We start from the raw sequence: 20,728 nt of genomic DNA, 5'->3' as shown, positions 1-20,728 counted from the left end.
GCCGCGCGCGGGCGGGCAGGGTGGGGCCGTCATTCAGCACCACGCCGCCGCGCAGCGCGGCCAGCGCGGCCTCATTGGGGATGCCCTCCACCTGCACCCAGTAGGTCTTCTCCATCTTGAAGCGCGGGTCGGCAATGCGGGCCTGTTGCTTGCCGTCGTTGGTCAGCAGCAGCAGCCCTTCGCTGTCGGCGTCCAGCCGCCCGGCCACGTACACGCCGGGCAGGTCGATGTAGTCCTTCAGGCCCTGCCACTTGCCCTCGGGCGTGAACTGGCTCAGCACGCCGTAGGGTTTGTTGAAACGGATCAGGCGCGAGGTCATGGGGCTGGTTTCAAGCAAAGAGGGCCGGATGCGCTAGTGCAATATGCACTGGGTGCTATCAATTGCATAGTAATGAAGCCCTGCGCCATCAGGCCGGTACGAACAGCGCCGGGTCCACCATGGTGCGGTTCAGCATCACGCCCCAGTGCAGGTGCGGGCCGGTCACGCGGCCAGTGGCGCCCACCTTGCAGAACGCGTCGCCCGCCTGCAGCACATCGCCCACGCGCACGTCCATGCTGCTCAGGTGGCAGTACATGGTGAGCAGGCCCTGGCCGTGGTCCAGCCACACCGTGCCGCCATTGAAGAAGTAGTCGCCCACGTCAATCACCCGGCCTGGCAGCGGCGCCACGATGGGCGTACCGGTGGCGGCGGCAATGTCCATGCCGCTGTGCGGATTGCGCGGCTGGCCGTTGAACACGCGGCGCAGCCCGAACGAGCTGGACCGCCGCCCCGGCACGGGCACGCGCATGCGCAGCGATGCCAGCGCCACTCCGGCGGGCTGCTCGGTGAAGGTGGCCATCACCTGGGCCTGGTGGTCGCGCTCGCGCTCGTAGCGGGCCTGGTCCTCGGGCGAGAGGTCCACCGTGCGGGGCGACACCTTCAGGTGCTGCTCCTTGTATTGCTTGGGGGCCACGTTGTAGTGCACCAGGCGCGGGCTGCCGCCGCCCTCGGGCAGCACGCTGATGAAGGCATCGCCCGGCGCTGCCGCCAGCGGTATGCCCACGATGGCCGTCCACTCGATGGCATCGCCCACCACCCGCAGCGGCACATCCACCTCGCCCTGGCGCACCTGCGCCACCGGCCGCGTGGCCGCCGGGCCCAGCGACAACCGTGCCACGCCGCCCGGCACCTGCAGCGCCTGGGGCCACACCGTGGGCGCGGGTGGCACAGGCTTGGCATGCAAAGGGGCCACCAGGGCAGGCTGCACGAGCAGGCCCGCCGTGCCGATCAAGGCACTGCGGCGGGTGATGGAGAGGGCGGGGTGGGCGGAAGCAGGGCGGGCAGATTCAGACACGGCAGAGGAAGGCATGAACAAAAACAAAGTGACTGCGCAAGGGGCTGGTGCGCGCGCAAAGCGCCCCGCTATCGCGGCCGACAAGGGCGATTGTGCCCCCGCTGTTGGCGGCGTCCGCCTACATCGCGCCTGCATGTCGGCACCTACCATCGCGCCATGCCACCCGCCGCCCCTCGCCGCCGTTCCACCATGCTCACTGTCTTGCTCACGGCCCTGGCCACCGGGGTCCTTGTCTTGTTGGCACTCAACTTCACGGCGGGCGAGAAAAAAGTGCAGCAACAGCTGCCGCGCCTGTACAGCGCCGCCCACCCGCAGTTCGAGCGCGCCCTGGGCAGCCTGCTGGGCCCGGGCATTGTGGGCGGCAATGCGGTGACGGAGCTGCTCAACGGCGACCAGATCTTTCCACCCATGCTGGCCGCGATCAAATCCGCTCAGAAAAGCGTCACCTTCGAAACCTACATCTACTGGTCGGGCGACATCGGCAAGCAGTTTGCCGACGCCCTGAGCGAGCGCGCCCGCGCCGGTGTGCCCGTGCATGTGCTGCTCGACTGGGTGGGCAGCGCCAAGATGGAAGAAAGCTACCTGGCCGAGATGAAGGCGGCCGGGGTGTTGATTGAAAAGTTCCACAAACCCCACTGGTACAACCTGGCCCGCCTGAACAACCGCACCCACCGCAAGCTGCTGGTGGTGGACGGGCAGGTGGGCTTTACCGGCGGCGTGGGCATTGCGCCCGCGTGGACGGGCCACGCGCAAGACCCCGACCACTGGCGCGACTCGCATTACCTGGTGCGCGGCCCCGCCGTGGCGCAGATGCAGGCCACGTTTCTGGACAACTGGCTCAAGGTCACCGGCAAGGTGCTGCATGGCGAGGCGTACTTTCCGGCCATCGCACCGGCGGGTGGGCAGAAGGCGCAGATGTTTTCCAGCTCGCCATCGAGTGGCAGCGAGAGCATGCAGCTCATGTACCACCTGGCCATCACAGCGGCCGAGCGCAGCATCGACCTGTCGGTGGCGTACTTTGTGCCCGACGACCTGACCCGCAAGCTGCTGATGGATGCGCTGGCACGCGGCGTGCGCGTGCGCCTGGTTACCCCCGGCGAGCACACCGACACTGAAACGGTGAAGGCCGCATCCCGCGCCACCTGGCGCGAGCTGCTGCAGGCCGGGGCCGAGATTCATGAATACGGGCCCACCATGTACCACTGCAAGGTCATGATCGTGGACCAGTTGCTGGTGTCGGTGGGCTCCACCAATTTTGACAACCGCTCGTTCCGCCTGAACGACGAGGCCAACCTGAACGTGTACGACGCTGCATTTGCACAGCGCCAGACACAGGTGTTTGAAGACGACATCCGACGGTCACGCCGCGTGACCTACGAGGCCTGGCGGGACCGCCCGCTGCGCGAGAAAGTGCACGAGACCTTGACCGGCTGGATGCGGTCGCAGCTGTGACAATGTTTGAATGAAATCAGCCGCTGGTGCCAGTGAACAATACGCCAGGCGCTATCAAAAGTGTAGTTGCTGGTAGTGGATGCGCGGCGGCGGTTGCGGTGCGCAGCCGGGGCAGTGTTTGCCCTGGCGGGCATCTCCGCCGTGCTTATGGATCAGTGCGTCACGAACTCGTAGGTCACGGCTTCGCTGTCCACCATGTCGAGGATGTCGTCCAGCACGTCTTCGTCTTCGGTGCTAGCCCACAGGTCTTCGGGGTCTGTGGCAAACAGGGGTTCGATGGCGATGTCCATGAACTTGCCATCGGGCAGCTTGATGACCGGCGTGCCCTCAGAGGTATCGACCAGCTCCCAGTTGTCAGGCACGGTCATTTCGAGCTGGATGGTGACGTTGAGTTTTTTCATGGCGAATCCTTGTTGCAGAACCGGTCAGGGTAACCCAGTTTGGTGCCAGATGGATGTCTGGCGCCGAACGGATATGCCTAATGCGCTATAAAAATTAGAGCATCCGAAGGATTTGTGACTGCAGGCGCTCATGCCTGCGCCGGGCGAACTCCGTGCTCTCGCGTCTGGCATGGGCTTTGCGTCATGCAGGGCGTAACGTGTCGCGATGCAGACCGTGGGCCGCCGATGTGCCCTTGTACTGCGCGCCATTTGTTGTAACGTGTCTGGCCCAGGCCCCAGTGCGTCCGCATTCGCTGCGGGCCACGGAAATGCCTGTTCTTGTCACATCTTCTGACCTACTGGAGAACCTGCCCATGATCATCAAGAAAACCCTGGCCCTTGCCGCAGCCGCCGCCGTGGTCGCCAGCCTCGCCTTCAGCCCGGCTGCGCAGGCAGGTCCCCGGCTCGACAAGATCATGGAGGCCAAGGTCATCCGCGTGGGTACGCCCGGCGACTACCGCCCGTTTGCCATCAAGACCGACGCGGGCTACAGCGGCCACGACATCGATGTGATCGAAACCATGGCCAAGGAGCTGGGCGTGAAGATCGAATACGTGCCCACCACCTGGCCCAACCTGGTGAAGGACCTGCAGGGCGACAAGTTCGATGTGGCCGTGGGCGGCATCACCCGCAACGTCAACCGCATGCGCATTTTTGACATGCTGCCCGGCTACGCCCCGTTCGGCAAAGTGGCCCTGGTGCGCGCGGTCGACAAGGCCAAATACACCAGCGTGGACGCCATGAACCAGCCCACCGTGCGCGTCATCAAGAACCCCGGCGGCACCAACGAAACCTATGTGCTGGCCAACCTCAAGGCCGCCCAGGTCAGCACACACGACAAGAACGCCGAGATCCCCGCGCTGATCGCCGAAGGCAAGGGCGACGTGATGATCACCGAGACGTATGAAGCCCTGCACTACGCCAAGGCCGACCCGCGCCTGCACGCGGCGTTTGTGGACGCGCCGCTCACGCCCAAGAACTACCTGGGCTTCATGCTGCCCACCGACGACGCCGACTACGTGCGCGTGATGGGCTTTGTGTGGGGCCTGGTGGACAGCCGGGGCACCATCAAGCAAGCCGCTGACAAATGGTTGAAGTGACGCTGCTGAAGTGACCAGGGCCGGGGGGGCTGTGGGCGTTACTCGCCAGGAATCTCCGGCTCCACCAGCAGCGCCAGCAACTGCAGCGACTCCTGCCAGCCCAGGTAGCACATCTCGGTGGGAATCACCGCCGGGATGCCTGCCTGCACGATGGACACCTCGGTGCCCGTCATCACTTTTTTGAGCTGGATGGTGGTGCGCATCTCTCCGGGCAGGTTGGGGTCGTCAAACCGGTCGGTGTGCACGATGCGCTCGCCCGGCACCAGCTCCACATAGTCGCCGCCAAACGCGTGCGTGCCGCCGCTGCTCAGGTTGGTGAACTGCATGCGGTAGCTGCCGCCCACGCGCGCATCCAGGCTCAGCACCCGGCCGGTGAAGCCGTGGGGTGGCAGCCATTTGCACATGGCGTCGGCATCCAGAAACGCGCGGTAGATGCGCTCGGCCGGGGCGCGCAGCACGCGGTGCAGGGTGACGGTGCCGGTGGCGGCGGAGGGGTTGGGGGTGGTCATGCAAGGGCTCCTTGGGGGAATCGGTGGATGGATGACAGCGTGCGCCTCAACACCATGATGGTCAATGGCCTGAGGCTTTTACGCGTTCACACCTCTACGACGAACGGGCCGGTGCGTTTTCGACAACCGGCCCTTTGCATCACCACATTTTTTTGTGGCGCCGGCTCAGGCGGCGACGGTGCGCACCGCAAAGCTCTCGCTGCCCTGCGCCCAGGCCAGCAGCCGGTCGATGTTGGGGTGCTTGCCCGGAAAGGCGCGCGCATCCGCCACATGCTCCGCATACCACTCCAGCCCCAGGCTCGCGGCTGCAGGCGTGATCTGCCCGCCATACAGCGCCGCCAGCGCGGCATACACCACCAGCGACCCGGTCTGGCCAGGCTTGTTCTCGATGGTGGCCTGCACCTGGCCGTCCGCGCCCAGCAGTTGCAGGGCTGCGAGGTGGCTGGCGGAAGGGAGTTGCTTCAGGCGGTCTGCGAAGTTCATGGCGGTCAAATTCAAGTGAAATGTGCCGCAAGCGCTAGAAGATCATGCGCGAGCAGCTATAAAAAAGTGAGTGGGTGAATCAGCGGGGCGGAATCTTAAAGGATGCGCGTGGGGCCCAGACTTTGAACAGGCGCCTCCCCTTGAGCAGGCGCTCACGCCTGCCACACCCCAAACCCCGCCGAGCGCAGATCGATGCCAATCTCGATCTCCCGGTCCACCGCCTCCTCGTAGGTCATGGGGTTGAAGCCCTCGTACAGGTCCGGCAGCAGCCGCAGGCCGTACTGCGTCACAAACCGGTTGGCCTGGATGCCCGCCTTGTGCTTGTCAAACCGCACATCCGGGTCCAGCCCCGTCATGCCCACGTACACGCAGGGCTTGCCGTCGATGTAGCCGGGGTTGCACTTGCGAAAGCGCGGCTCCAGCAGCACGTCTTTGGAGAGCTCGACCACGTAGACGTGGTGGTGGGGCTTGCGGCGGCGCATGGGGCAATGGCAGGGTAGAAGCAGGCCGTCTGGTCGCCTACTCGTCGTCCTCATCCGCCAGCCCGTCATCCCGCAGGCGCCGGTCCAGCTTGCCGCGCAGCGCATCGGCGTCTTGCAGGAACTGGTCCACCGGCACCGCAGGGGCCACGCGCAGGGCGGGCGGGAACAGGCTGCTCATGTAAAGCTCGTTGCCCAGCCGCATGCGGTTGAGCCACTGCGCGCCCAGCCACGACGGCACACCAAGCAGCACCACAGCCGCCATGGCCCAGGCCAGGCCCACGCGGCGGCGGGGCAGCACGGTGGCCAGGTGGGCGTACAGTGCGCCGGCCAGCACCAGCACCATCAGCACCGGGGCAAACCGCGACAGCGACTCCAGCGAGAACGTGAACGCCGTCAGATAGCTCAGCAGCTGCACCGCGTCGGCCACCAGCACTGCGGCGCACGCGATGCGCACGTGGCGCCAGAACCGCAGCTGGCTGCCAAACAGCTTGTTGGCCACGGACCACAGACCCGCCCAGGCACCCACCACGGCCAGCGTGGTCAGCAGCAACAGGGGCAGCGACTTCAGGTATTGCGCGGCGTCGCGGGCCTCCAGCCACGACTCTCCCAGCCCGGCCAGCAGCACCAGCACCGCCAGCGCTGCTGTGGTGCCCACCGTGCGCCACGGAAACTGCGGCAGCGCCTGCTCTTCGGCAATGGGCGCATCGGCCAGGCGCAGATGGATGTGGGTGTGGCCCAGGTCGATGGGCATGCCATCGGGCCAGTCAAAGCGTTCGCCCTGGGCATGCTGCTTGCGCTGCAGGCGTGCGCCGTTGCGTGTCTCCAGCACCTCGACCTGTACGGTGCGGGGCTCGTCCACCGCGCGGTCAATGCGCAGGTGCCGGGGCGCCACAAACGGGTCGTCCAGCACCAGGTCGCAGTCCAGCGCGCGGCCCACCGTCACGGGCCAGCGGGTGATGGGCGCACGCGCCAGCAGCGCGCCGTGGCGGTCAAACGCCTCGATCAGCCCCAGGGTGGTGGTTGGCATCGCGCTCATGGTGCGGCCTCCCAGCGAAAGGCCTTGAGGTAGTGGCTGGCCAGCTTCATGCCGTTGTCAAACGCAATGCCTTGCACATCCAGGCGGCCCAGCACGCCCCGTGTGGGCTGGTTGACCGAGGTGGCCAGCACCGTCATGTTGTACAGGCCGGTCAGCTTGCGGTAGGCCGACAGGCACACCACCGCACGCAGCGGCACGGTGCCGGGGTCCACAAACCGCTCGGTGCACTCGGCCGCCGTCTGGTGGCGGTTGCCCCGTGTGGGCAGGCGCTCATTCGCAAAACTTTGCGAGTACATGCGGGCAAACCGGGCGGCGCCCAGCGTGGGGGCGTTGTAGGCCTCGTAAGACAGTCGCACCGCGCCGGTGCTGAAGTCGCCCGCCACCACGTCGCTGTCGGCCTGGCATTGCGTGCGCTCCAGGTTCAGGCCCGGAAAGGCCGGGTCGCGCCCCGATCCCCAGCACCGCGCCAGCGCATCGTCGGGCACGGGCAGCCGGTAGTTGCCGTGGCGCTGCTCACGAAACGGCGCCTTCAAGAAGCGCTCCGTCAGCAGTTGCTGGTGCTCCATCAGCTGCCGCGTCATCTCGGCATGTGCGGCCTGCGTGATGGGCTGGGCGTTGGCTGCGCGCTGCACCAGCGTCTGCGCAAACTCGGCCGGTATCAAAAAGCTCACCTGCTCGCCATCCAGCCGCTTGGCCACGTTGACGCCCAGCACCCGGCCCGCGTCGTCCACGGCGGGGCCGCCGCTCATGCCGGGGTTGAGCGCGCCGCCAAAAAAGATGCGGGGGTAAAAGCTGCGCTTGACCAGCCCGTTGTAGGTGCCCTCGGTCACGGCAAAGCCGATGTCCAGCGGGTTGCCCAGCGAGTAAATGCGCTCGCCCTGCGCCAGCGCGTCGGTGGTGGGGCGAAAGCCCAGCACCGGCGCCGCTGCCGTGCGCCCCTTGGCGCGCAGCACGGCCAGGTCGCGCTGCACGTCAAACGCCAACAGCTCCACCTCGCCCTCCTGCCCCTCCATCGTCACGTACACGCCCCGGTAGCGCTCGGGCTCCAGCGCGAGCTGGCTGGCCACGTGAAAGTTGGTGACGATCAGCCCATCGGCCGACACAAAAAAGCCCGAGCCAATCGACGCTTGCGTGTTGGCGTTGCGCAGCAGCGTGCGGATCTGCACCAGCTTGTCGCGCGACAGCTCGTAAATGCGCCGCGCATCGCGCGACAGCAGGGCCGCGTCGGCCGCTGTGGGCGCGGCGGCTGCAGTGCCCCCCGGTGTGGGTGTTGTGCCATCCACAGGGGCACCGCCCGCCGGGCGCGTGGCCGGGGTGCTGGCAGCTGCGGGTTGGGGGGCGGGCTGTGCGTGCGCCAGCGCACACAGCAGCAAAAGCAGCGACGAGGTCGCCAGCCGCAAGGGCCGAATCAAAGGGAAGGGCATCGCGGTATTCTATGAACGCCCTGCGACAAGCCTTAGAGCGGTTAACAAAACTCTTCTGGCGTCGTTGCTGTGTCTTGTCGTACTGCTCGTACTGCCTGCGACACAGCGCCTAGCCAGAACCGCTTCGCTGAGTTTTGTTAGCCGCTCTTATTGGCGTTGTCCATTCCGTTGGCCCCGCTTGCCGCCGGGCCTGCCATTCACCTGCCACTCCATCCCACGCACCCATGCAACCCACCCACACCTATCCCATCGGCACGCCCGGCCAACCCTGGGGCGCTGCAGAACGCGAGCAGTGGCGCGCGCGCCAGGTGCGCCAGCGCAGCTACGCCGACGACGTGCTCATGGCCATCGAGGCACTACGGGGCCGGTTTGACGTGGAGATGTATGGCGACGTGATTTATGCCGACGCACAGCACCCGGCAGAGCGCTTTCCCCTGCGTGCCCTGCGCAGCCGCGATTGGCAGCCCGGCCTGCCCACTGTGCTGGTCACAGGGGGAGTGCACGGCTACGAGACGAGTGGCGTGCATGGCGCACTGCGGTTTGTGGACACGCAGGCCGAGCGCTTTGCGGGCCGCGCCAACCTGCTGGTGGTGCCCTGCGTCAGCCCCTGGGCGTACGAGCGGGTTCAGCGCTGGAACTTTGACGCCATCGACCCCAATCGCTCGTTCAAGGAAGGCTCGCCCGCGCAGGAGTCCGCCGCCCTCATGCGCCTGGTGGCCCAGCACCAGGCCCAATACGGCCCGTTTGCCGCCCACATCGACCTGCACGAAACCACCGACACCGACGAATCCGAATACCGCCCCGCCGTGGCCGCGCGCGACGGCAAGGTGTTCGAGCCCGGCAGCATCCCCGACGGCTTTTACCTGGTGGACGACACCGACAACCCGCAGCCCGCCTTCCAGCAAGCCATCATCGAGGCCGTCAGCCGCGTGACCCACATTGCGCCTGCAGACGAGGAAAACGAAATCATCGGCACGCCCGTGGTGGCGCCGGGCGTCATCCACTACCCGATGAAGCAGTGGGGCCTGTGCGCGAGCGTCACCGGGGCGCGCTACACCACCACAACCGAGGTCTACCCCGACAGCCCCCGCGCCACGCCCGAGCAGTGCATTGAGGCGCAGGTGGCGGCGGCGTGTGCGGCGGTGGAGTTTGTGCTGGCCGACGCGCAACTGTGAGAGGTGCGGCCCTGTGCGGCGCGGCTTCGTATTTTTTGGTGCTTTCTTGGCGCTTGTTACCCAGCGTTTCCCAAAGCGCCCAGCAGCCGGGCACTCACCTCGGCCTCATCGAGGGCCGCGAACGCCATGTTGTGCTGCTCCGTCAGCGGCCCATGGCCCGGCTCCATGCGGCCTGCGGCGTCGTAGCCCATGGCCTTGAACTTCCACACCCCGCCGACCAACTTCAGCGAGCCCACATGCGCCCCATCGGCCGTGTGCACGGACACCACGGCGGCATTGACGGGCACCAGCTGCAACGGGCCAGCCACCCGGCCACGCGGCACATGGGCGAAGGTGGGGGAGAACGGATGCGTCATGGATGGGCTTTGCTGCTGGAGCTGTTTTGAATGAAATTAGCCTGTAGCGCTAGAAGGGTATGCGCTGGCAGCTATCAATAGAGGAGCGTTCTGATCTGAGATAGCACCTGAGTCAGAACGACGACCCCGGCTCACGCAAAAACGCCAGTTCTTCGGCCGTGGACGTGCGGCCCAGCACCCCGTTGCGATGCGGGTAACGCCCAAAGCGGTCGATGATGGCCTTGTGCCGGCGCTCAAAGTCCAGGTTGTTTTCCATGCCCGGCTGTGCAAACAGCGTGAGGGCTTGTTCATGAATCACGGCAGATTCGCTGTGCATGTACGGCATGTAGGCAAACACGCGCTGCGCCATGGGCAGGCTGCGGTCCTGCCCGCTGGCCACCAGCTCTTGCGCCAGAGCAAGCGCCAGCGCGTCTTGTGCAAAGGCGCGGGCGGTGTCGCGGTACACATTGCGTGAGAACTGGTCCAGAACAATGATCTCGGATAGCCGGCCTTCGGGTGAGTTGCGCCACGCAAGCAATTCACACCGCACCGCAGCCTCTAGTGTGTCGCCAAACCGCGCGCAGATAGTGTCGTCCAGCGTGGAGTCTTTGAGGAAGTGCTGCTTTGCGCTCAGCTCTTCGAACCAGAAGTGGAGGATGCATTGGGGCTGCATAGGCCTTGACCTAATCTGCTAGAGATACTGCTCATTGAAACGACAAATCAGTTGAGCCACGATACTTTCGGCTTGTTTCATCGCTGTGTAAGCTAAAGGTCGACTTGCAGTTGTGTGTGTAAGCGCCGAAGCATTCGCATAACTTTTAGAAAGTACACCTGCAAGTTGAACCGCGTGGACTTCCAGTAGCTCGTCTTCACTAGCAACAGCTTTGCCTTGTTCTTTGCTGCCTAGTCCGAATAAGTACATAACTCTTTGTCGTCGAGTAGGATTTTTTAGCCCATTTTCGTAAGCAAAATTGGGTTGCGCTTCGACCGCACTATCTGGGGATACTAAATGAAGCACTTGTGTAACTAGGTCTCTTATCTCACTTACTGCGCCTGAATAGTTTGGCATGTCTTGGTTGTAAATTGCCCAAGCAGAAACATATTTTTCTCGAAGAGCTGGATTTAGTTGTTCGAGCAATAGAGCAAGACCTGAGTCGAAGGCAATTGAAGCCACATTCTCAGCGTACTTTTCAGCCCACCTGGTAAACATCCTACACCGTCGTCTAGCTTGACTATTGTCAGTGCTGAGTTCCGCGATTCCTACGTGTTGCAGTATCTCGAGAGCCTTGCTCGACTCGTAGCCACCCAGCTCGTTCGCAAATGCTGTTACAGCTTTGTATGAATGATCTTTCGGAAGAGATGAATAGACCAGCTGGCTAGCGGCATCGCAATACTTGCTCCACCATTCGCCAAACTGCCAAGCGCGCTTGGTCTCGAAGTCTGATATGCATTCCTGAATAGTAGCTTCAGTGCGATTGACTGATTGAGCGAGAAATTTCTGCATTACATATTGCAGAATCATCGGGTGACCACCGGTTTCTTCGAATGCAAATGTGATTACGTCATTCGCGATGTCTAGTCCCGAGGCTTCGGTCATCAAACGCCCTGTATCAACTACGTCAAGATTTCGCAGACTTCTCCACTCTAGAACGTCCATTAGCGGAGAACCAATGTCGTGCTGCAAATTTGCCATTTCTCTGGCGCCAGAAAATACCGCGCAAATGTGCCCAGAGATGCTAGGGAAGTTGCTCAATAGTGCGCGCCAATTTGCAAAAAAAGCACCAGCCCATTCTTGATTGACAACAATATGTTCAATTTCGTCAAAGAGTACAATTGCGCGCGGCACCTTTTCAGAGTTTTCAAATAGCGTGGAGCACTTGTCTGCAAAATCTGAAAATTCCATGGGGGACTCACTGATATTTGAGTCCGGTTGAAAATTGATATTAAGCTTGTGATAGATTCGACCCCAAATAAAATTAGCAGTTAGTGGTCTAGGGAGTGTTAATCCATCGATATAAATCGGAATAATCGCCGTTCCACTGTCTGCATAAATTTGAAGTCCATTGAGCAGATCTCTTTCAACTGATCGCAAGACAGTAGTTTTTCCCATTCGTCTTGCAGCAGTAATGCCGAAAGAATTTCCATTTGCCGATGGTAGTGCCTTTAGCATCTCGTCTATTAGGGAGCCACGGCCATATACAAGATCGAGATTGACCTGATTCCACCGATAGGGGTTAGACATTTGATACCCCTGCACGTCTTCTAAGCCACGATGTCAACGCATTGAGTGACATTTCAAGTCCACTGGGTGTCCTGCTTATCAATTGGTACCCCAGAAGATGTCGAATTGCCTCGTCTTTAACCACGCCAATGCTCTTTCCTAAGGCTAGTTGCTCTAAGAGCTTCTCCTCTTCAGGGAAGTGAGCGTGTAGTAGTTCTGTTATCTGTTCGAACTTGTCACTTTTATCTTGAATAAAGATCGGAATTTCACTTTTTACCATTCGCGCAGTAACTTGGATTGGTCGATTTAAGTGCTTCTTGGTAATTTGGCTGCAAAGCATGCGAGTCAAAAACGGGTGCCCCGCACATTCGCTGAATACAGCATCGATAGCTGCCGGTTCCCAGTAAACACTCATTCCTTTGCCGAGACTTTGAATCATTTGGGCGGCATCGGTCTTCGAAAGTGGAGGAACAAATAGCGGTTTGTAGAGGGAGAAAACAGGATTCTCCCGTCCTTCCCAGTAAGCTTTTTCGCTAATTGCGGCATTCGCGGCAACTACTACGCTTGAGAGGATGCCTCTATATCGTTCTGTTTGTGCCAATCCTCGGAGAAGTCCAAAAAATTCAATATAACCTGCCATAGGTTGTTGGCCTGCGAGCGGCAAGCAGCGCTCTAACTCATCTAAAATAATCACGACTCTGTTAACACCAACTAGATCGTGATTTGCAATCGCATCAAGCAATTCTCTAAGGTCTTCGGAGAAAAGTAAACTCGGATTTACTCCGGCAGAAATGGCATCGCTGTAACGTGAGAAGCTACCAAGGCGAAGCATCTTGGATACTGATGGAAACTTTGGCGAAAGGCGTGTAAGTAAATCACGTTCGATTTCCCACAGTACAGGTGCGAAGCTACCAATTGCAAGGCCGGGACTCGATTGGAGATCAACGTATGCAACGGCCTCGTCTTTTAATTTCTCATCGCGTAGCTGATACATCAGGGAGGTTTTCCCCATTTTCCTCAGACCAAAAATACCGACGAATTCACCTTTGTGTGCTTGATCTGCAACTTGTACTAGAAGCTTTTCTCGGCCAAAGAGTCGGCGTCCTGAGACGGGCAATGTGCTGTCATACAAATCACGTAATCCAAGGAACTGACTGAGCAGGTTGCGCATCTTTTCTTTGGGTTCACCTCCTGACTGCATGAGTTGTTCGTCGATAGGCAAAATAGCTTCGTTGTTCTCACTGAGAACACTCATTAAAAAGTCCCGGATTGATGCGGTTTTGGGGACCGATACAAACGCTATCGTCGAATTCAGTACAAGGTCACGTCCACTAGTAAGACCAACTGTTGAGTCTGATTTGAGTGAACGCAAATGCTTACTAAGAGCTAAGATGTCTGCTCGCTTAGGGTCATTGCTAAAACAACGAACAAGGTAAGCCCCTCCCACTCCAAAAGACGCATCTAGTTCAGGGTCTTTGATATCTACGACAAGATCGCTCACCCCGATGGGGAGGTCACGACGTCCGGGAATCCCGGGGTGGAAACCAGTTACCTTATCTAAGAATGAATAGGCTCTGCCGGCTCTCGGATTGTCGGCCAATGCGCGAAAACGTGTGTATGTCCTATCGTGCTTATTGAGCTTTCCTGTAGCTTCAAGATGGTCGAAAATCTCCCCGGCTTCCTTTATGCTTGTCGCTGTCGCCATTTGCGACAAAACTTGCGCCAATCCCATCTGCAAGAGAGAGTGAGTTCTATGTTTTTCAATCCCCGATCGCAAAACCTTTTCTGCTGCAAGTAGGTTGCCCGATCTGCGCTCCATTTGTCCGTACATGACGAAAAATTCGGGGCGATTTGGAAAGCGCTGAATTGCCAATTCAAGGAGCTCTCGTGCTTTGACGTGATCTCTCCCACCGCCCTCAATGAGCATCTTGGCATATGTCCTGTGAACGTCGGCATTGCCTCCAGTGTCAATCGCCTTTTGAAATAATTCTTTCGCAGCCGAAAAACGCCCTTCAGCACGAGCAATTGCTGCCTGCTCATACAGTTTCCTTGCAGAAGGTGCTGGTTCGGCCTCTTCGCTCGAGTCCTCCTCTCTTTCCGAAGCCAAAAGGATCCCGCTGGGGAGGTCTGGAAATTCCAACTCGCTTTGCTCAAAACCTTCTTTTGAGGTGGTTGATTCAATACCGCGGACGCGAACCGAGCTTGCAGTTAATCCATTTTCGGTCTGCACGATGGTTAGGCTCACCTCATCTTTGAGTTTTAGAGGAGGTGTGCCTCGTTCAATAGACGAAAAACTGAACTGAACACGTCGATTGTCATAAAGACGAATTGATCCTGTTTCGTATTTTTCGTTAATGGCATAGACAGTGCCAATTGTCGAAAGTTCTTCTTGGCCCATTTGCTCCCGTCCTCGGTTTGAATTGGATCACGCGTTTTGATAGTTCCCAACGCTAACCGGTTCTTTAAAGTTGGAATCTATTGAAATTACTTTTACAGTTACTTCCCCCAACTATCCTTCAACCCCACCGCCAAGTTAAACACCGGCTTCTCCGCCCGGTGGTCCACCCGGTCCGCCACAAAGTACCCGTGCCGCTCAAACTGGAACTTGTCATCCGGCTTGGCATTGGCCAATGATGGCTCCACGATGGCAGTCACCACCTTCAGGCTGTTCGGGTTCAGGCTTTCGATGAAGTCCTTGCCGCCCGCGTCGGGGTGGGCGTCCAGGAACAGGCGGTCGTACATGCGCACTTCGGCGTTCACGCCGTCGGCCACGCCCACCCAGGTGATGGCGGCTTTGACCTTGACGCTGTCGGCGCCGGGGGTGCCGCTCTTGGTGTCGGGCACCACGGTGGCCAGCACTTCGGTGATGTTGCCGTCGGCGTCTTTGGTGCAGCCCGTGCATTCAATGACGTAGCCGCCCTTCAGGCGCACCTTGTTGCCGGGGAAGAGGCGCTTGTAGCCCTTGGGGGGTACTTCTTCAAAGTCTTCGCGTTCGATCCAGACTTCCTTGCCGATGGTGAAGTGACGCACGGGGCTTTCCACACCTTCAGGTGGGTGGGGCAGGGCGGGCAGGCTGCAGGGCTCTAGGTGGCCGGCGCCCATCACGTCGTCCCAGTTGGTGAGCACCAGCTTGACGGGGTTGAGCACGGCCATGCCGCGGTGGGCCTTCAGCTCCAGGTCTTCGCGCAGGCAGCCTTCCAGGGTGCTGTAGTCGATCCAGCTGTCGGACTTGGTCACGCCGATGCGTTCGGCAAAGGTCTGGATGGATGCGGGCGTGTAGCCGCGGCGGCGCAGGCCCACGATGGTGGGCATGCGGGGGTCGTCCCAGCCACTGACCTTGTGGTCGTACACCAGCTGGGCGAGCTTGCGCTTGCTGGTGATGACGTAGGTGAGGTTCAGGCGCGCAAATTCGTACTGGCGGGGGGGCGGGCTGGCCAGCAGGCCGCCTTCGGTCAAGCGCTCCAGCAGCCAGTCGTAGAAGGGGCGCTGGTCTTCAAACTCCAGCGTGCACAGGCTGTGGGTGATCTGCTCCAGCGCGTCCTCGATGGGGTGCGCGTAGGTGTACATGGGGTAGATGCACCAGGTGTCGCCCGTGTTGTGGTGTGTGGCGCGGCGGATGCGGTAGATGGCCGGGTCGCGCATGTTGATGTTGGGGCTGGCCATGTCGATCTTGGCGCGCAGCACCATCGATCCGTCTTCGTGCTGGCCGTCCTTCATCTCGCGGAAGATGCGCAGGTTCTCTGCCGGGGTGCGGCTGCGGAAGGGGCTGTCCACGCCGGGCTTGCTGAAGTCGCCCCGGTTCACGCGCATTTGTTCGGCGGTCTGTTCGTCCACGTAGGCGTGACCGGCTTCGATCAGGTATTCGGCCGCGCGGTACATGAAGTCGAAGTAGTCGCTGGCCTGGTAGGGGGCAGCGCTGCCGGGGGCCTGGCCGATCTGTGTCCAGTCAAAACCGAGCCATTTCACGGCGTCGATGATGCTGTTGACGTATTCGGTGTCTTCTTTTTCGGGGTTGGTGTCGTCAAAGCGCAGGTGGCACACGCCGCCATAGTCGCGCGCCAGGCCAAAGTTGATGCAAATGCTCTTGGCGTGGCCCACGTGCAGGTAGCCGTTGGGTTCGGGCGGGAAGCGGGTGCGGATCTTGGCGGGGTCGGGCTGGCCGGCCGTGTGGTGGGCGGCGTCGCCGGGGGTGCCAGCCCAGCGGCGGGTGGCGTAGGTGCCTTTGTCCAGGTCGTGTTCGATGATCTGGCGCAAAAAATTGCTGGGCTTGACGGTTTCAGGGGCCGCAGAAGTGGCAGTGGCGGCGGTATTGGCGGGGGAGGGGGTGCTCATCCAGCCATTTTAGGCGGCGGTTTCGTGACGGTTTACGCATTAAAACCAGCGCGTGTACGTTCAGACACAACGTAAAGACGATTTTGTGCCATCCTTTTAGGCACTTGGTGCGTTGTGTACCGGTGAGGCGTGTCCTTTTGGCTGGCCGCCCTCATTCACTAGGAGATTTCCATGACGAAAACCCGTTCTGTTTCTACTGCGGCCGCTGTGGCGGGTGTGGCGCTGGCCCTGTTGGCCGGTGCTGGCTCCGCCCAGGCCCGCGATGTCAATTGGTCCGTGGGCATTGGCGTGCCCGGCGTGGTGGTGGGGGCCAGCAATGGCTACTACGCCCCCGCCCCGGTGTATGTGGCACCGCCCCCACCGGTGTACTACGCTCCCCCTCCACGCCCTGTGTACTACAACGCTCCCCCGGTGTACTACACGCCACCCCCAGCGGTGTATTACGGCGGTTATGGTTACGGCCACCGCCACCACGGACACGGCCACGGTCGCCACTGGGACCGTTGATCAGCCCCCAGCGGCTGGTTTGTCACCAACCTCTTGGGCGCGAGTCGCTCACAGGCAGCGTTGCACAGGCTGCCTTTTACAGCGGTCCTTCGGGGCCGCTTTTTTCTTGGCGCTTCATAATCCCGCACTCTGGCCTGCCAGCGTGGCAGGCGCATCGCCCCGGAGACCCTGTCTGTGACTGCCAATAAAACCGTTTTTGTCCTCAATGGCCCCAATCTGAACCTGTTGGGCACGCGCGAGCCTGCCGTTTACGGCGCGGCCACCCTGGCCGATGTGGAAAAGCTCTGCACCGACGCCTGCAACCGCCACGGTTTTGCGCTGCGTTTTCACCAAAGCAACCACGAAGGCGCGCTGGTGGACTGGATTCACGAGGCGGGCCGCCTGCACGCAGCGGGCGAGCTGGCGGGCGTGGTCATGAACGCTGGGGCCTACACCCACACCAGCATTGCACTGCACGATGCCATCAAGGGCACGGGCATCACCTTGATCGAGCTGCACATCAGCAATGTGCATGCGCGCGAGGCCTACCGCCACCATTCGTACATGGCCGCCGCCGCCAAGGCGGTGATGTGTGGCTTTGGCGTGCTGGGCTATGGCCTGGCGATTGACGGGCTGGCGCAGTTGCTGGCCCAGCAGCCAGCGGCCTGATGGCTGGGCGCGGGGGATTCCACGGCCATGGTCCCGCTGCCCCTGCAAGTTTCTGAGGACGAGGTTGAAATCACCGCCATGCGCGCGCAGGGCGCGGGCGGGCAAAACGTCAACAAGGTGTCCAGTGCCGTCCACCTGCGGTTTGACGTGGTGGCGTCGTCGCTGCCCGAGGGCGTGAAGGAGCGCCTGCTGGCCCTGCGCGACACCCGCATCACGCAAGACGGTGTGGTGGTCATCAAGGCCCAGAAGTACCGCAGCCAGGAGCAAAACCGTGCCGATGCCCTGGAGCGGCTCAATGCGCTGGTCAACAGCGTGGCCGTGCCGCCCCGCGTGCGCCGGGCCACCAAGCCCACCTATGGGTCGAAACAGCGGCGTTTGCAAAGCAAAACGCAGCGGGGTGAGACCAAGGCGCTGCGGGGCAGGGTGCGCGACGGCTCCTGACCTGCGGGCCAGAGCAGGCCTGCGTAGGGGCTGGAGGGCGTTGCTTGCTGTGCGCCAAGGCACTGTCAATGTTTGATTGGCATCATCCGTAGAACAATCTGTCTGCCTTGCAGGGCTTGGTATCACGGGCTATCAGTCCTACATTCATGGTGTTCCTTGTTGGAGTTGTCATGTCTGCCTCTGCCCAAGCCCCCGTTCCTGTTTCTGCCGCAGTCCCCGCGCTGTTTGTGTCGCATGGTGCGCCCTTGTTTGCGCTGGATGCGGGCACCACCGGCCCGGCGCTCACGCAGTGGGGCGAGAGCCTGAAGTCGCAATACCCCGGCCTGCGTGGCGTGGTGGTCATGTCGCCGCATTGGATGGCGCGCTCGGCGCAGGTGATGACCGGACCGCAGCCTGCCACCTGGCACGACTTTGGCGGATTCCCTCCCGCGCTGTACCAGCTGCAGTACCCCGCTCCAGGCTCGCCCGCTTTGGCGCAAGAAGTTCTGGGTCTGTTGCAGGCCGCTGGTGTGGCGGCCCAGGGCGATGCCGCGCGTCCCTTTGACCACGGCGCCTGGGTGCCGCTGATGCACTTGTTCCCGCAGGCCGACGTGCCTGTGGTGCAGGTGGCGCTGCCCGTGGGCGCGGGCCCGGCCGATGTGTATGCACTGGGCGCCGCCTTGCGCAGCCTGCGCAGCCAGGGCGTACTGGTGGTGGGGTCGGGCAGCATGACGCACAACCTGGCCGAGTTTTTTGGCGGCGAGCGGGCGCCCGCGCCCTATGTGCTGGAGTTCAGCCGCTGGATCGAGGACGCACTGGCCCGTGGGGACATGGCAGCACTGCTCAACTACCGCAGCCAGGCGCCTCACGCCCACCGTGCGCATCCGACCGAAGACCACTTTTTGCCGATCTTCTTTGCACTGGGTGCAGCAGGGGACGACCTGCACGCAAACTACTTGAGCCGCGAGGTGATGTACAGCATGCTGTCGATGGACGCTTTTGCCCTGGAGCCGGTGCACTGACACGGAACTCCTTGCATTCCACCCGTTTTTGGCCCTAAACCATTCGAGGCGCACATATATGCTTACCTTGCCGCTCACATTTTTGCAGCGTCCCGCTGCCGCCACCGCACCCCGGCCCTGGCTGCTGGTGCTGATGCATGGCGTGGGCAGCAACGAGCAGGACCTGTTCAGCCTGGCCCCGCAGATCCCGGACCGGTTTCATGTGCTGAGCCTGCGTGCGCCGTTTCGCATGGGGCCGGGCTCACACGCGTGGTTTGATTTCTCCATCGAGCCCAGCGGCGAGCGCACCATCAACGAAGAGCAGGAGGCGCAAAGCCGCGCCCTGGTGGCCCAGGCGGTCGAGTCTGCCGCCGATCAGCTGGGCATTCCGCCCGAGCGGGTGGTGGTGGGCGGCTTCAGCCAGGGCGGCATCATGGCGCTGTCGCTGTTGCTCACCCGGCCCGCGTTGATGCATGCAGGCCTGGTGTGGCACAGCCGCCTGCTGCCGCAGGTGGTGCCGCTCACCGCACCTGCCGATGCGCTGCGCGGCAAGCAACTGTGGCTGAGCCACGGTACCCACGACAACGTGATCCCGCTGGCCAACGCCCAGGCCATCGCCCACCACATGGCGCCACTGCCGGTGACGGTGACGTACCGCGAGTTCCCCAGCGCACACGAGATTCGCCCCTCCGAGTTGGCCGCCACGGTGGCATGGCTGGAGTCGCTGTCCACCACACCGACGGCGTTTTAAGCAGGGCATTCTCCCGGGCCGGCCCCGGGGCGGGCTACATCGCGTTACCGGGGTCTGGGTGTGCGGTTGTCCAATCGTGCACGCCCCATGTGGGACTGAGAGGGAACGCCTGACGCCATGGAGCGTCGGACAAGGGTTGTTCCTGTGCTGAAGGAGAGCCCATGCCCGATCAAGACACCGCAGAATTCCGCCCCGCGCCAGAGCGCACCTCCCCCGCACTCTGGGTCTTGCTGGCTGCGCTGGTGTGCGCCGTGGCGGCTGGCGCGGCATGGTGGTTCTGGCTGCGGCCCGTGGCGCCTGCGGTAGCGCAGCCCCCTGCGGTTGCCGCGCCTGCCGCACCGGCAGCGCCGCCGCCCGCGCCCGAGGCGTCGGGGCCGCAGAACCCGGTAGATGCGCTGGCACCGCCTGACGCTGCCTTGCCTGCGCTGGCCGAGTCCGACGCCAGGGTGACAGAGCTGTTGGCCGAGCTGCTGGGCCGCGACAAGCTGGCGATGTTTCTGCAGACCGACGGTTTTGTTCGCCGTGTGGTGGCCACGGTGGACAACCTCGGCCGCGCCCACGCGCCATCGCGCATGTGGCCGGTGCAACCTACGCTGCAGCGGTTTGTGGTGGATGGCACTGGCGACGCGCCCACCACCGTCGCCGCGGCCAATGCCGCACGCTACAGCGCCTTCTTGGCGTTTGCCGAAGCGGTACCGATGGAGCCCGCCGTGGCGCTGTACGCGCGGCTGTACCCGCTGTTTCAGCAGGCGTATGAAGAACTGGGCTACCCCCGGCGCTACTTCAACGACCGCCTGGTGGCGGTGCTGAACCAGCTGCTGCTGGCGCCCGAGCCTGCGGGCCCGTTGCAGGTCAAGCTCACGCCCGTGAACACCGAAGTGCCCAACCTGCGGCCCTGGGTGCGCTACGAGTTTGTGGACCCCGCGCTGGAGGCGCTGCCCAGCGGTCAGAAGATCCTGCTGCGCATGGGCCCCGCCAACGAGGCGCGTGCCAAGGCGCTGATCCGCGAGCTGCGCAAGCGCGTGGTCACGAGCGGCGTGGCGCGTAAATAGCGTTTGCATCGCATCCCGCGGCCTGT

Annotated in this window: 22 protein-coding genes; 9 read left to right on the top strand and 13 right to left on the bottom strand. The window is 62.2% G+C overall.

Features of this window, described 5'->3' with window-relative positions; genetic code table 11:
* Positions 1-319: pseudouridine synthase (locus tag AC07X4_RS08590; RefSeq protein ID WP_494739839.1), on the bottom strand; the 319-nt coding region annotated here is incomplete at its 3' end.
* A gap of 88 nt (positions 320-407) precedes the next feature.
* Complete coding sequence (locus AC07X4_RS08585; protein WP_494739838.1) at positions 408-1,349, bottom strand: peptidoglycan DD-metalloendopeptidase family protein; 942 nt, start codon at positions 1,347-1,349, stop codon at positions 408-410.
* A 174-nt stretch (positions 1,350-1,523) separates the two neighbouring features.
* Between AC07X4_RS08585 and AC07X4_RS08580 the strand changes: the two genes are divergently transcribed.
* Entirely contained in the window at positions 1,524-2,786 is a 1,263-nt protein-coding gene (locus tag AC07X4_RS08580; protein WP_494739837.1) for a phospholipase D-like domain-containing protein, read from the top strand.
* Between the two features lie 152 nt (positions 2,787-2,938).
* Here AC07X4_RS08580 and AC07X4_RS08575 read toward each other — a convergent pair whose 3' ends face one another.
* Entirely contained in the window at positions 2,939-3,187 is a 249-nt protein-coding gene (locus AC07X4_RS08575; RefSeq protein ID WP_056064732.1) for a hypothetical protein, read from the bottom strand.
* A gap of 353 nt (positions 3,188-3,540) precedes the next feature.
* Here AC07X4_RS08575 and AC07X4_RS08570 point away from each other — a divergent pair, with 353 nt between their 5' ends.
* Entirely contained in the window at positions 3,541-4,326 is a 786-nt protein-coding gene (locus AC07X4_RS08570; RefSeq protein WP_494739836.1) for a transporter substrate-binding domain-containing protein, read from the top strand.
* 38 nt (positions 4,327-4,364) lie between these two features.
* Here AC07X4_RS08570 and AC07X4_RS08565 read toward each other — a convergent pair whose 3' ends face one another.
* From AC07X4_RS08565 to AC07X4_RS08545, 5 genes are all read right to left on the bottom strand, one after another.
* A complete protein-coding gene (locus AC07X4_RS08565; RefSeq protein WP_494739835.1) occupies positions 4,365-4,835 on the bottom strand; it encodes an SRPBCC family protein in 471 nt (156 codons plus the stop codon).
* 165 nt (positions 4,836-5,000) lie between these two features.
* Positions 5,001-5,318: a DUF2322 family protein gene (locus AC07X4_RS08560; protein ID WP_494739834.1), complete on the bottom strand. Its 318-nt coding sequence runs from the start codon at positions 5,316-5,318 to the stop codon at positions 5,001-5,003.
* A 152-nt stretch (positions 5,319-5,470) separates the two neighbouring features.
* Positions 5,471-5,800, bottom strand: a complete 330-nt coding sequence (locus AC07X4_RS08555) for a hypothetical protein (RefSeq protein ID WP_015014990.1) — start codon at positions 5,798-5,800, stop codon at positions 5,471-5,473.
* Positions 5,801-5,837: 37 nt separating this feature from the next.
* Positions 5,838-6,836 carry an FHA domain-containing protein gene (locus AC07X4_RS08550; protein ID WP_056747058.1) on the bottom strand — a complete coding sequence of 333 codons (999 nt, stop codon included), beginning with the start codon at positions 6,834-6,836 and terminating at the stop codon, positions 5,838-5,840.
* Entirely contained in the window at positions 6,833-8,260 is a 1,428-nt protein-coding gene (locus AC07X4_RS08545) for a S1 family peptidase (protein ID WP_494739833.1), read from the bottom strand. The genes AC07X4_RS08550 and AC07X4_RS08545 overlap by 4 nt, the downstream gene beginning before the upstream one ends.
* A 224-nt stretch (positions 8,261-8,484) precedes the next feature.
* Here AC07X4_RS08545 and AC07X4_RS08540 point away from each other — a divergent pair, with 224 nt between their 5' ends.
* Positions 8,485-9,435, top strand: coding sequence for a M14 family metallopeptidase (locus AC07X4_RS08540; protein ID WP_494739832.1), 951 nt, complete (start codon positions 8,485-8,487; stop codon positions 9,433-9,435).
* 56 nt (positions 9,436-9,491) lie between these two features.
* Here AC07X4_RS08540 and AC07X4_RS08535 read toward each other — a convergent pair whose 3' ends face one another.
* The 5 genes from AC07X4_RS08535 to AC07X4_RS08515 all read right to left on the bottom strand — a co-directional run bounded on the left by AC07X4_RS08535 (position 9,492) and on the right by AC07X4_RS08515 (position 16,323).
* Positions 9,492-9,791 (bottom strand): hypothetical protein, encoded by a 300-nt coding sequence (locus tag AC07X4_RS08535; RefSeq protein WP_494739831.1) that lies wholly within the window; start codon positions 9,789-9,791, stop codon positions 9,492-9,494.
* 112 nt (positions 9,792-9,903) lie between these two features.
* The gene (locus AC07X4_RS08530; RefSeq protein WP_494739830.1) at positions 9,904-10,443 is read right to left on the bottom strand and encodes a DUF924 family protein; all 540 of its coding nucleotides are present in this window, start codon (positions 10,441-10,443) and stop codon (positions 9,904-9,906) included.
* An 18-nt stretch (positions 10,444-10,461) separates the two neighbouring features.
* On the bottom strand, positions 10,462-12,012 hold the full coding sequence (locus tag AC07X4_RS08525; RefSeq protein WP_494739829.1) for a pPIWI-associating nuclease domain-containing protein: 1,551 nt from the start codon (positions 12,010-12,012) through the stop codon (positions 10,462-10,464).
* Entirely contained in the window at positions 12,005-14,389 is a 2,385-nt protein-coding gene (locus AC07X4_RS08520) for a hypothetical protein (RefSeq protein WP_494739828.1), read from the bottom strand. Before AC07X4_RS08520 ends, AC07X4_RS08525 begins: the two co-directional genes overlap by 8 nt.
* 98 nt (positions 14,390-14,487) lie before the next feature.
* Entirely contained in the window at positions 14,488-16,323 is a 1,836-nt protein-coding gene (locus tag AC07X4_RS08515; protein WP_494739827.1) for a glutamine--tRNA ligase/YqeY domain fusion protein, read from the bottom strand.
* 171 nt (positions 16,324-16,494) lie between these two features.
* Here AC07X4_RS08515 and AC07X4_RS08510 point away from each other — a divergent pair, with 171 nt between their 5' ends.
* From AC07X4_RS08510 to AC07X4_RS08485, 6 genes are all read left to right on the top strand, one after another.
* Positions 16,495-16,830, top strand: coding sequence for a hypothetical protein (locus AC07X4_RS08510; RefSeq protein WP_056064701.1), 336 nt, complete (start codon positions 16,495-16,497; stop codon positions 16,828-16,830).
* 174 nt (positions 16,831-17,004) lie between these two features.
* Positions 17,005-17,478, top strand: coding sequence for a type II 3-dehydroquinate dehydratase (gene aroQ, locus AC07X4_RS08505; protein WP_056064698.1), 474 nt, complete (start codon positions 17,005-17,007; stop codon positions 17,476-17,478).
* Between the two features lie 27 nt (positions 17,479-17,505).
* Positions 17,506-17,919: an alternative ribosome rescue aminoacyl-tRNA hydrolase ArfB gene (gene arfB, locus AC07X4_RS08500; RefSeq protein WP_494739826.1), complete on the top strand. Its 414-nt coding sequence runs from the start codon at positions 17,506-17,508 to the stop codon at positions 17,917-17,919.
* Between the two features lie 170 nt (positions 17,920-18,089).
* Positions 18,090-18,920, top strand: coding sequence for a DODA-type extradiol aromatic ring-opening family dioxygenase (locus AC07X4_RS08495; RefSeq protein WP_494739825.1), 831 nt, complete (start codon positions 18,090-18,092; stop codon positions 18,918-18,920).
* Between the two features lie 58 nt (positions 18,921-18,978).
* Complete coding sequence (locus AC07X4_RS08490) at positions 18,979-19,650, top strand: alpha/beta hydrolase (RefSeq protein ID WP_099730727.1); 672 nt, start codon at positions 18,979-18,981, stop codon at positions 19,648-19,650.
* A gap of 161 nt (positions 19,651-19,811) precedes the next feature.
* Positions 19,812-20,702, top strand: coding sequence for a DUF3014 domain-containing protein (locus AC07X4_RS08485; protein ID WP_494739824.1), 891 nt, complete (start codon positions 19,812-19,814; stop codon positions 20,700-20,702).
* Positions 20,703-20,728 lie beyond the last annotated feature (26 nt).

The sequence above is a fragment of the Acidovorax sp. GW460-11-11-14-LB4 genome, assembly GCF_059423685.1.
The sequence above is the reverse complement of the archived record's forward strand: the minus strand, read 5'-3'. Positions and strand labels throughout refer to the sequence as shown.

Bases quoted from the DNA above. Each gene is read 5' to 3' on its own strand.
- AC07X4_RS08585 (WP_494739838.1), bottom strand. From the start codon at position 1,349: ATGCCTTCCTCTGCCGTGTCTGAATCTGCCCGCCCTGCTTCCGCCCAC.
- AC07X4_RS08580 (WP_494739837.1), top strand. From the start codon at position 1,524: ATGCTCACTGTCTTGCTCACGGCCCTGGCCACCGGGGTCCTTGTCTTG.
- AC07X4_RS08575 (WP_056064732.1), bottom strand. From the start codon at position 3,187: ATGAAAAAACTCAACGTCACCATCCAGCTCGAAATGACCGTGCCTGAC.
- AC07X4_RS08570 (WP_494739836.1), top strand. From the start codon at position 3,541: ATGATCATCAAGAAAACCCTGGCCCTTGCCGCAGCCGCCGCCGTGGTC.
- AC07X4_RS08565 (WP_494739835.1), bottom strand. From the start codon at position 4,835: ATGACCACCCCCAACCCCTCCGCCGCCACCGGCACCGTCACCCTGCAC.
- AC07X4_RS08560 (WP_494739834.1), bottom strand. From the start codon at position 5,318: ATGAACTTCGCAGACCGCCTGAAGCAACTCCCTTCCGCCAGCCACCTC.
- AC07X4_RS08555 (WP_015014990.1), bottom strand. From the start codon at position 5,800: ATGCGCCGCCGCAAGCCCCACCACCACGTCTACGTGGTCGAGCTCTCC.
- AC07X4_RS08550 (WP_056747058.1), bottom strand. From the start codon at position 6,836: ATGAGCGCGATGCCAACCACCACCCTGGGGCTGATCGAGGCGTTTGAC.
- AC07X4_RS08545 (WP_494739833.1), bottom strand. From the start codon at position 8,260: ATGCCCTTCCCTTTGATTCGGCCCTTGCGGCTGGCGACCTCGTCGCTG.
- AC07X4_RS08540 (WP_494739832.1), top strand. From the start codon at position 8,485: ATGCAACCCACCCACACCTATCCCATCGGCACGCCCGGCCAACCCTGG.
- AC07X4_RS08535 (WP_494739831.1), bottom strand. From the start codon at position 9,791: ATGACGCATCCGTTCTCCCCCACCTTCGCCCATGTGCCGCGTGGCCGG.
- AC07X4_RS08530 (WP_494739830.1), bottom strand. From the start codon at position 10,443: ATGCAGCCCCAATGCATCCTCCACTTCTGGTTCGAAGAGCTGAGCGCA.
- AC07X4_RS08525 (WP_494739829.1), bottom strand. From the start codon at position 12,012: ATGTCTAACCCCTATCGGTGGAATCAGGTCAATCTCGATCTTGTATAT.
- AC07X4_RS08520 (WP_494739828.1), bottom strand. From the start codon at position 14,389: ATGGGCCAAGAAGAACTTTCGACAATTGGCACTGTCTATGCCATTAAC.
- AC07X4_RS08515 (WP_494739827.1), bottom strand. From the start codon at position 16,323: ATGAGCACCCCCTCCCCCGCCAATACCGCCGCCACTGCCACTTCTGCG.
- AC07X4_RS08510 (WP_056064701.1), top strand. From the start codon at position 16,495: ATGACGAAAACCCGTTCTGTTTCTACTGCGGCCGCTGTGGCGGGTGTG.
- arfB (WP_494739826.1), top strand. From the start codon at position 17,506: ATGGTCCCGCTGCCCCTGCAAGTTTCTGAGGACGAGGTTGAAATCACC.
- AC07X4_RS08495 (WP_494739825.1), top strand. From the start codon at position 18,090: ATGTCTGCCTCTGCCCAAGCCCCCGTTCCTGTTTCTGCCGCAGTCCCC.
- AC07X4_RS08490 (WP_099730727.1), top strand. From the start codon at position 18,979: ATGCTTACCTTGCCGCTCACATTTTTGCAGCGTCCCGCTGCCGCCACC.
- AC07X4_RS08485 (WP_494739824.1), top strand. From the start codon at position 19,812: ATGCCCGATCAAGACACCGCAGAATTCCGCCCCGCGCCAGAGCGCACC.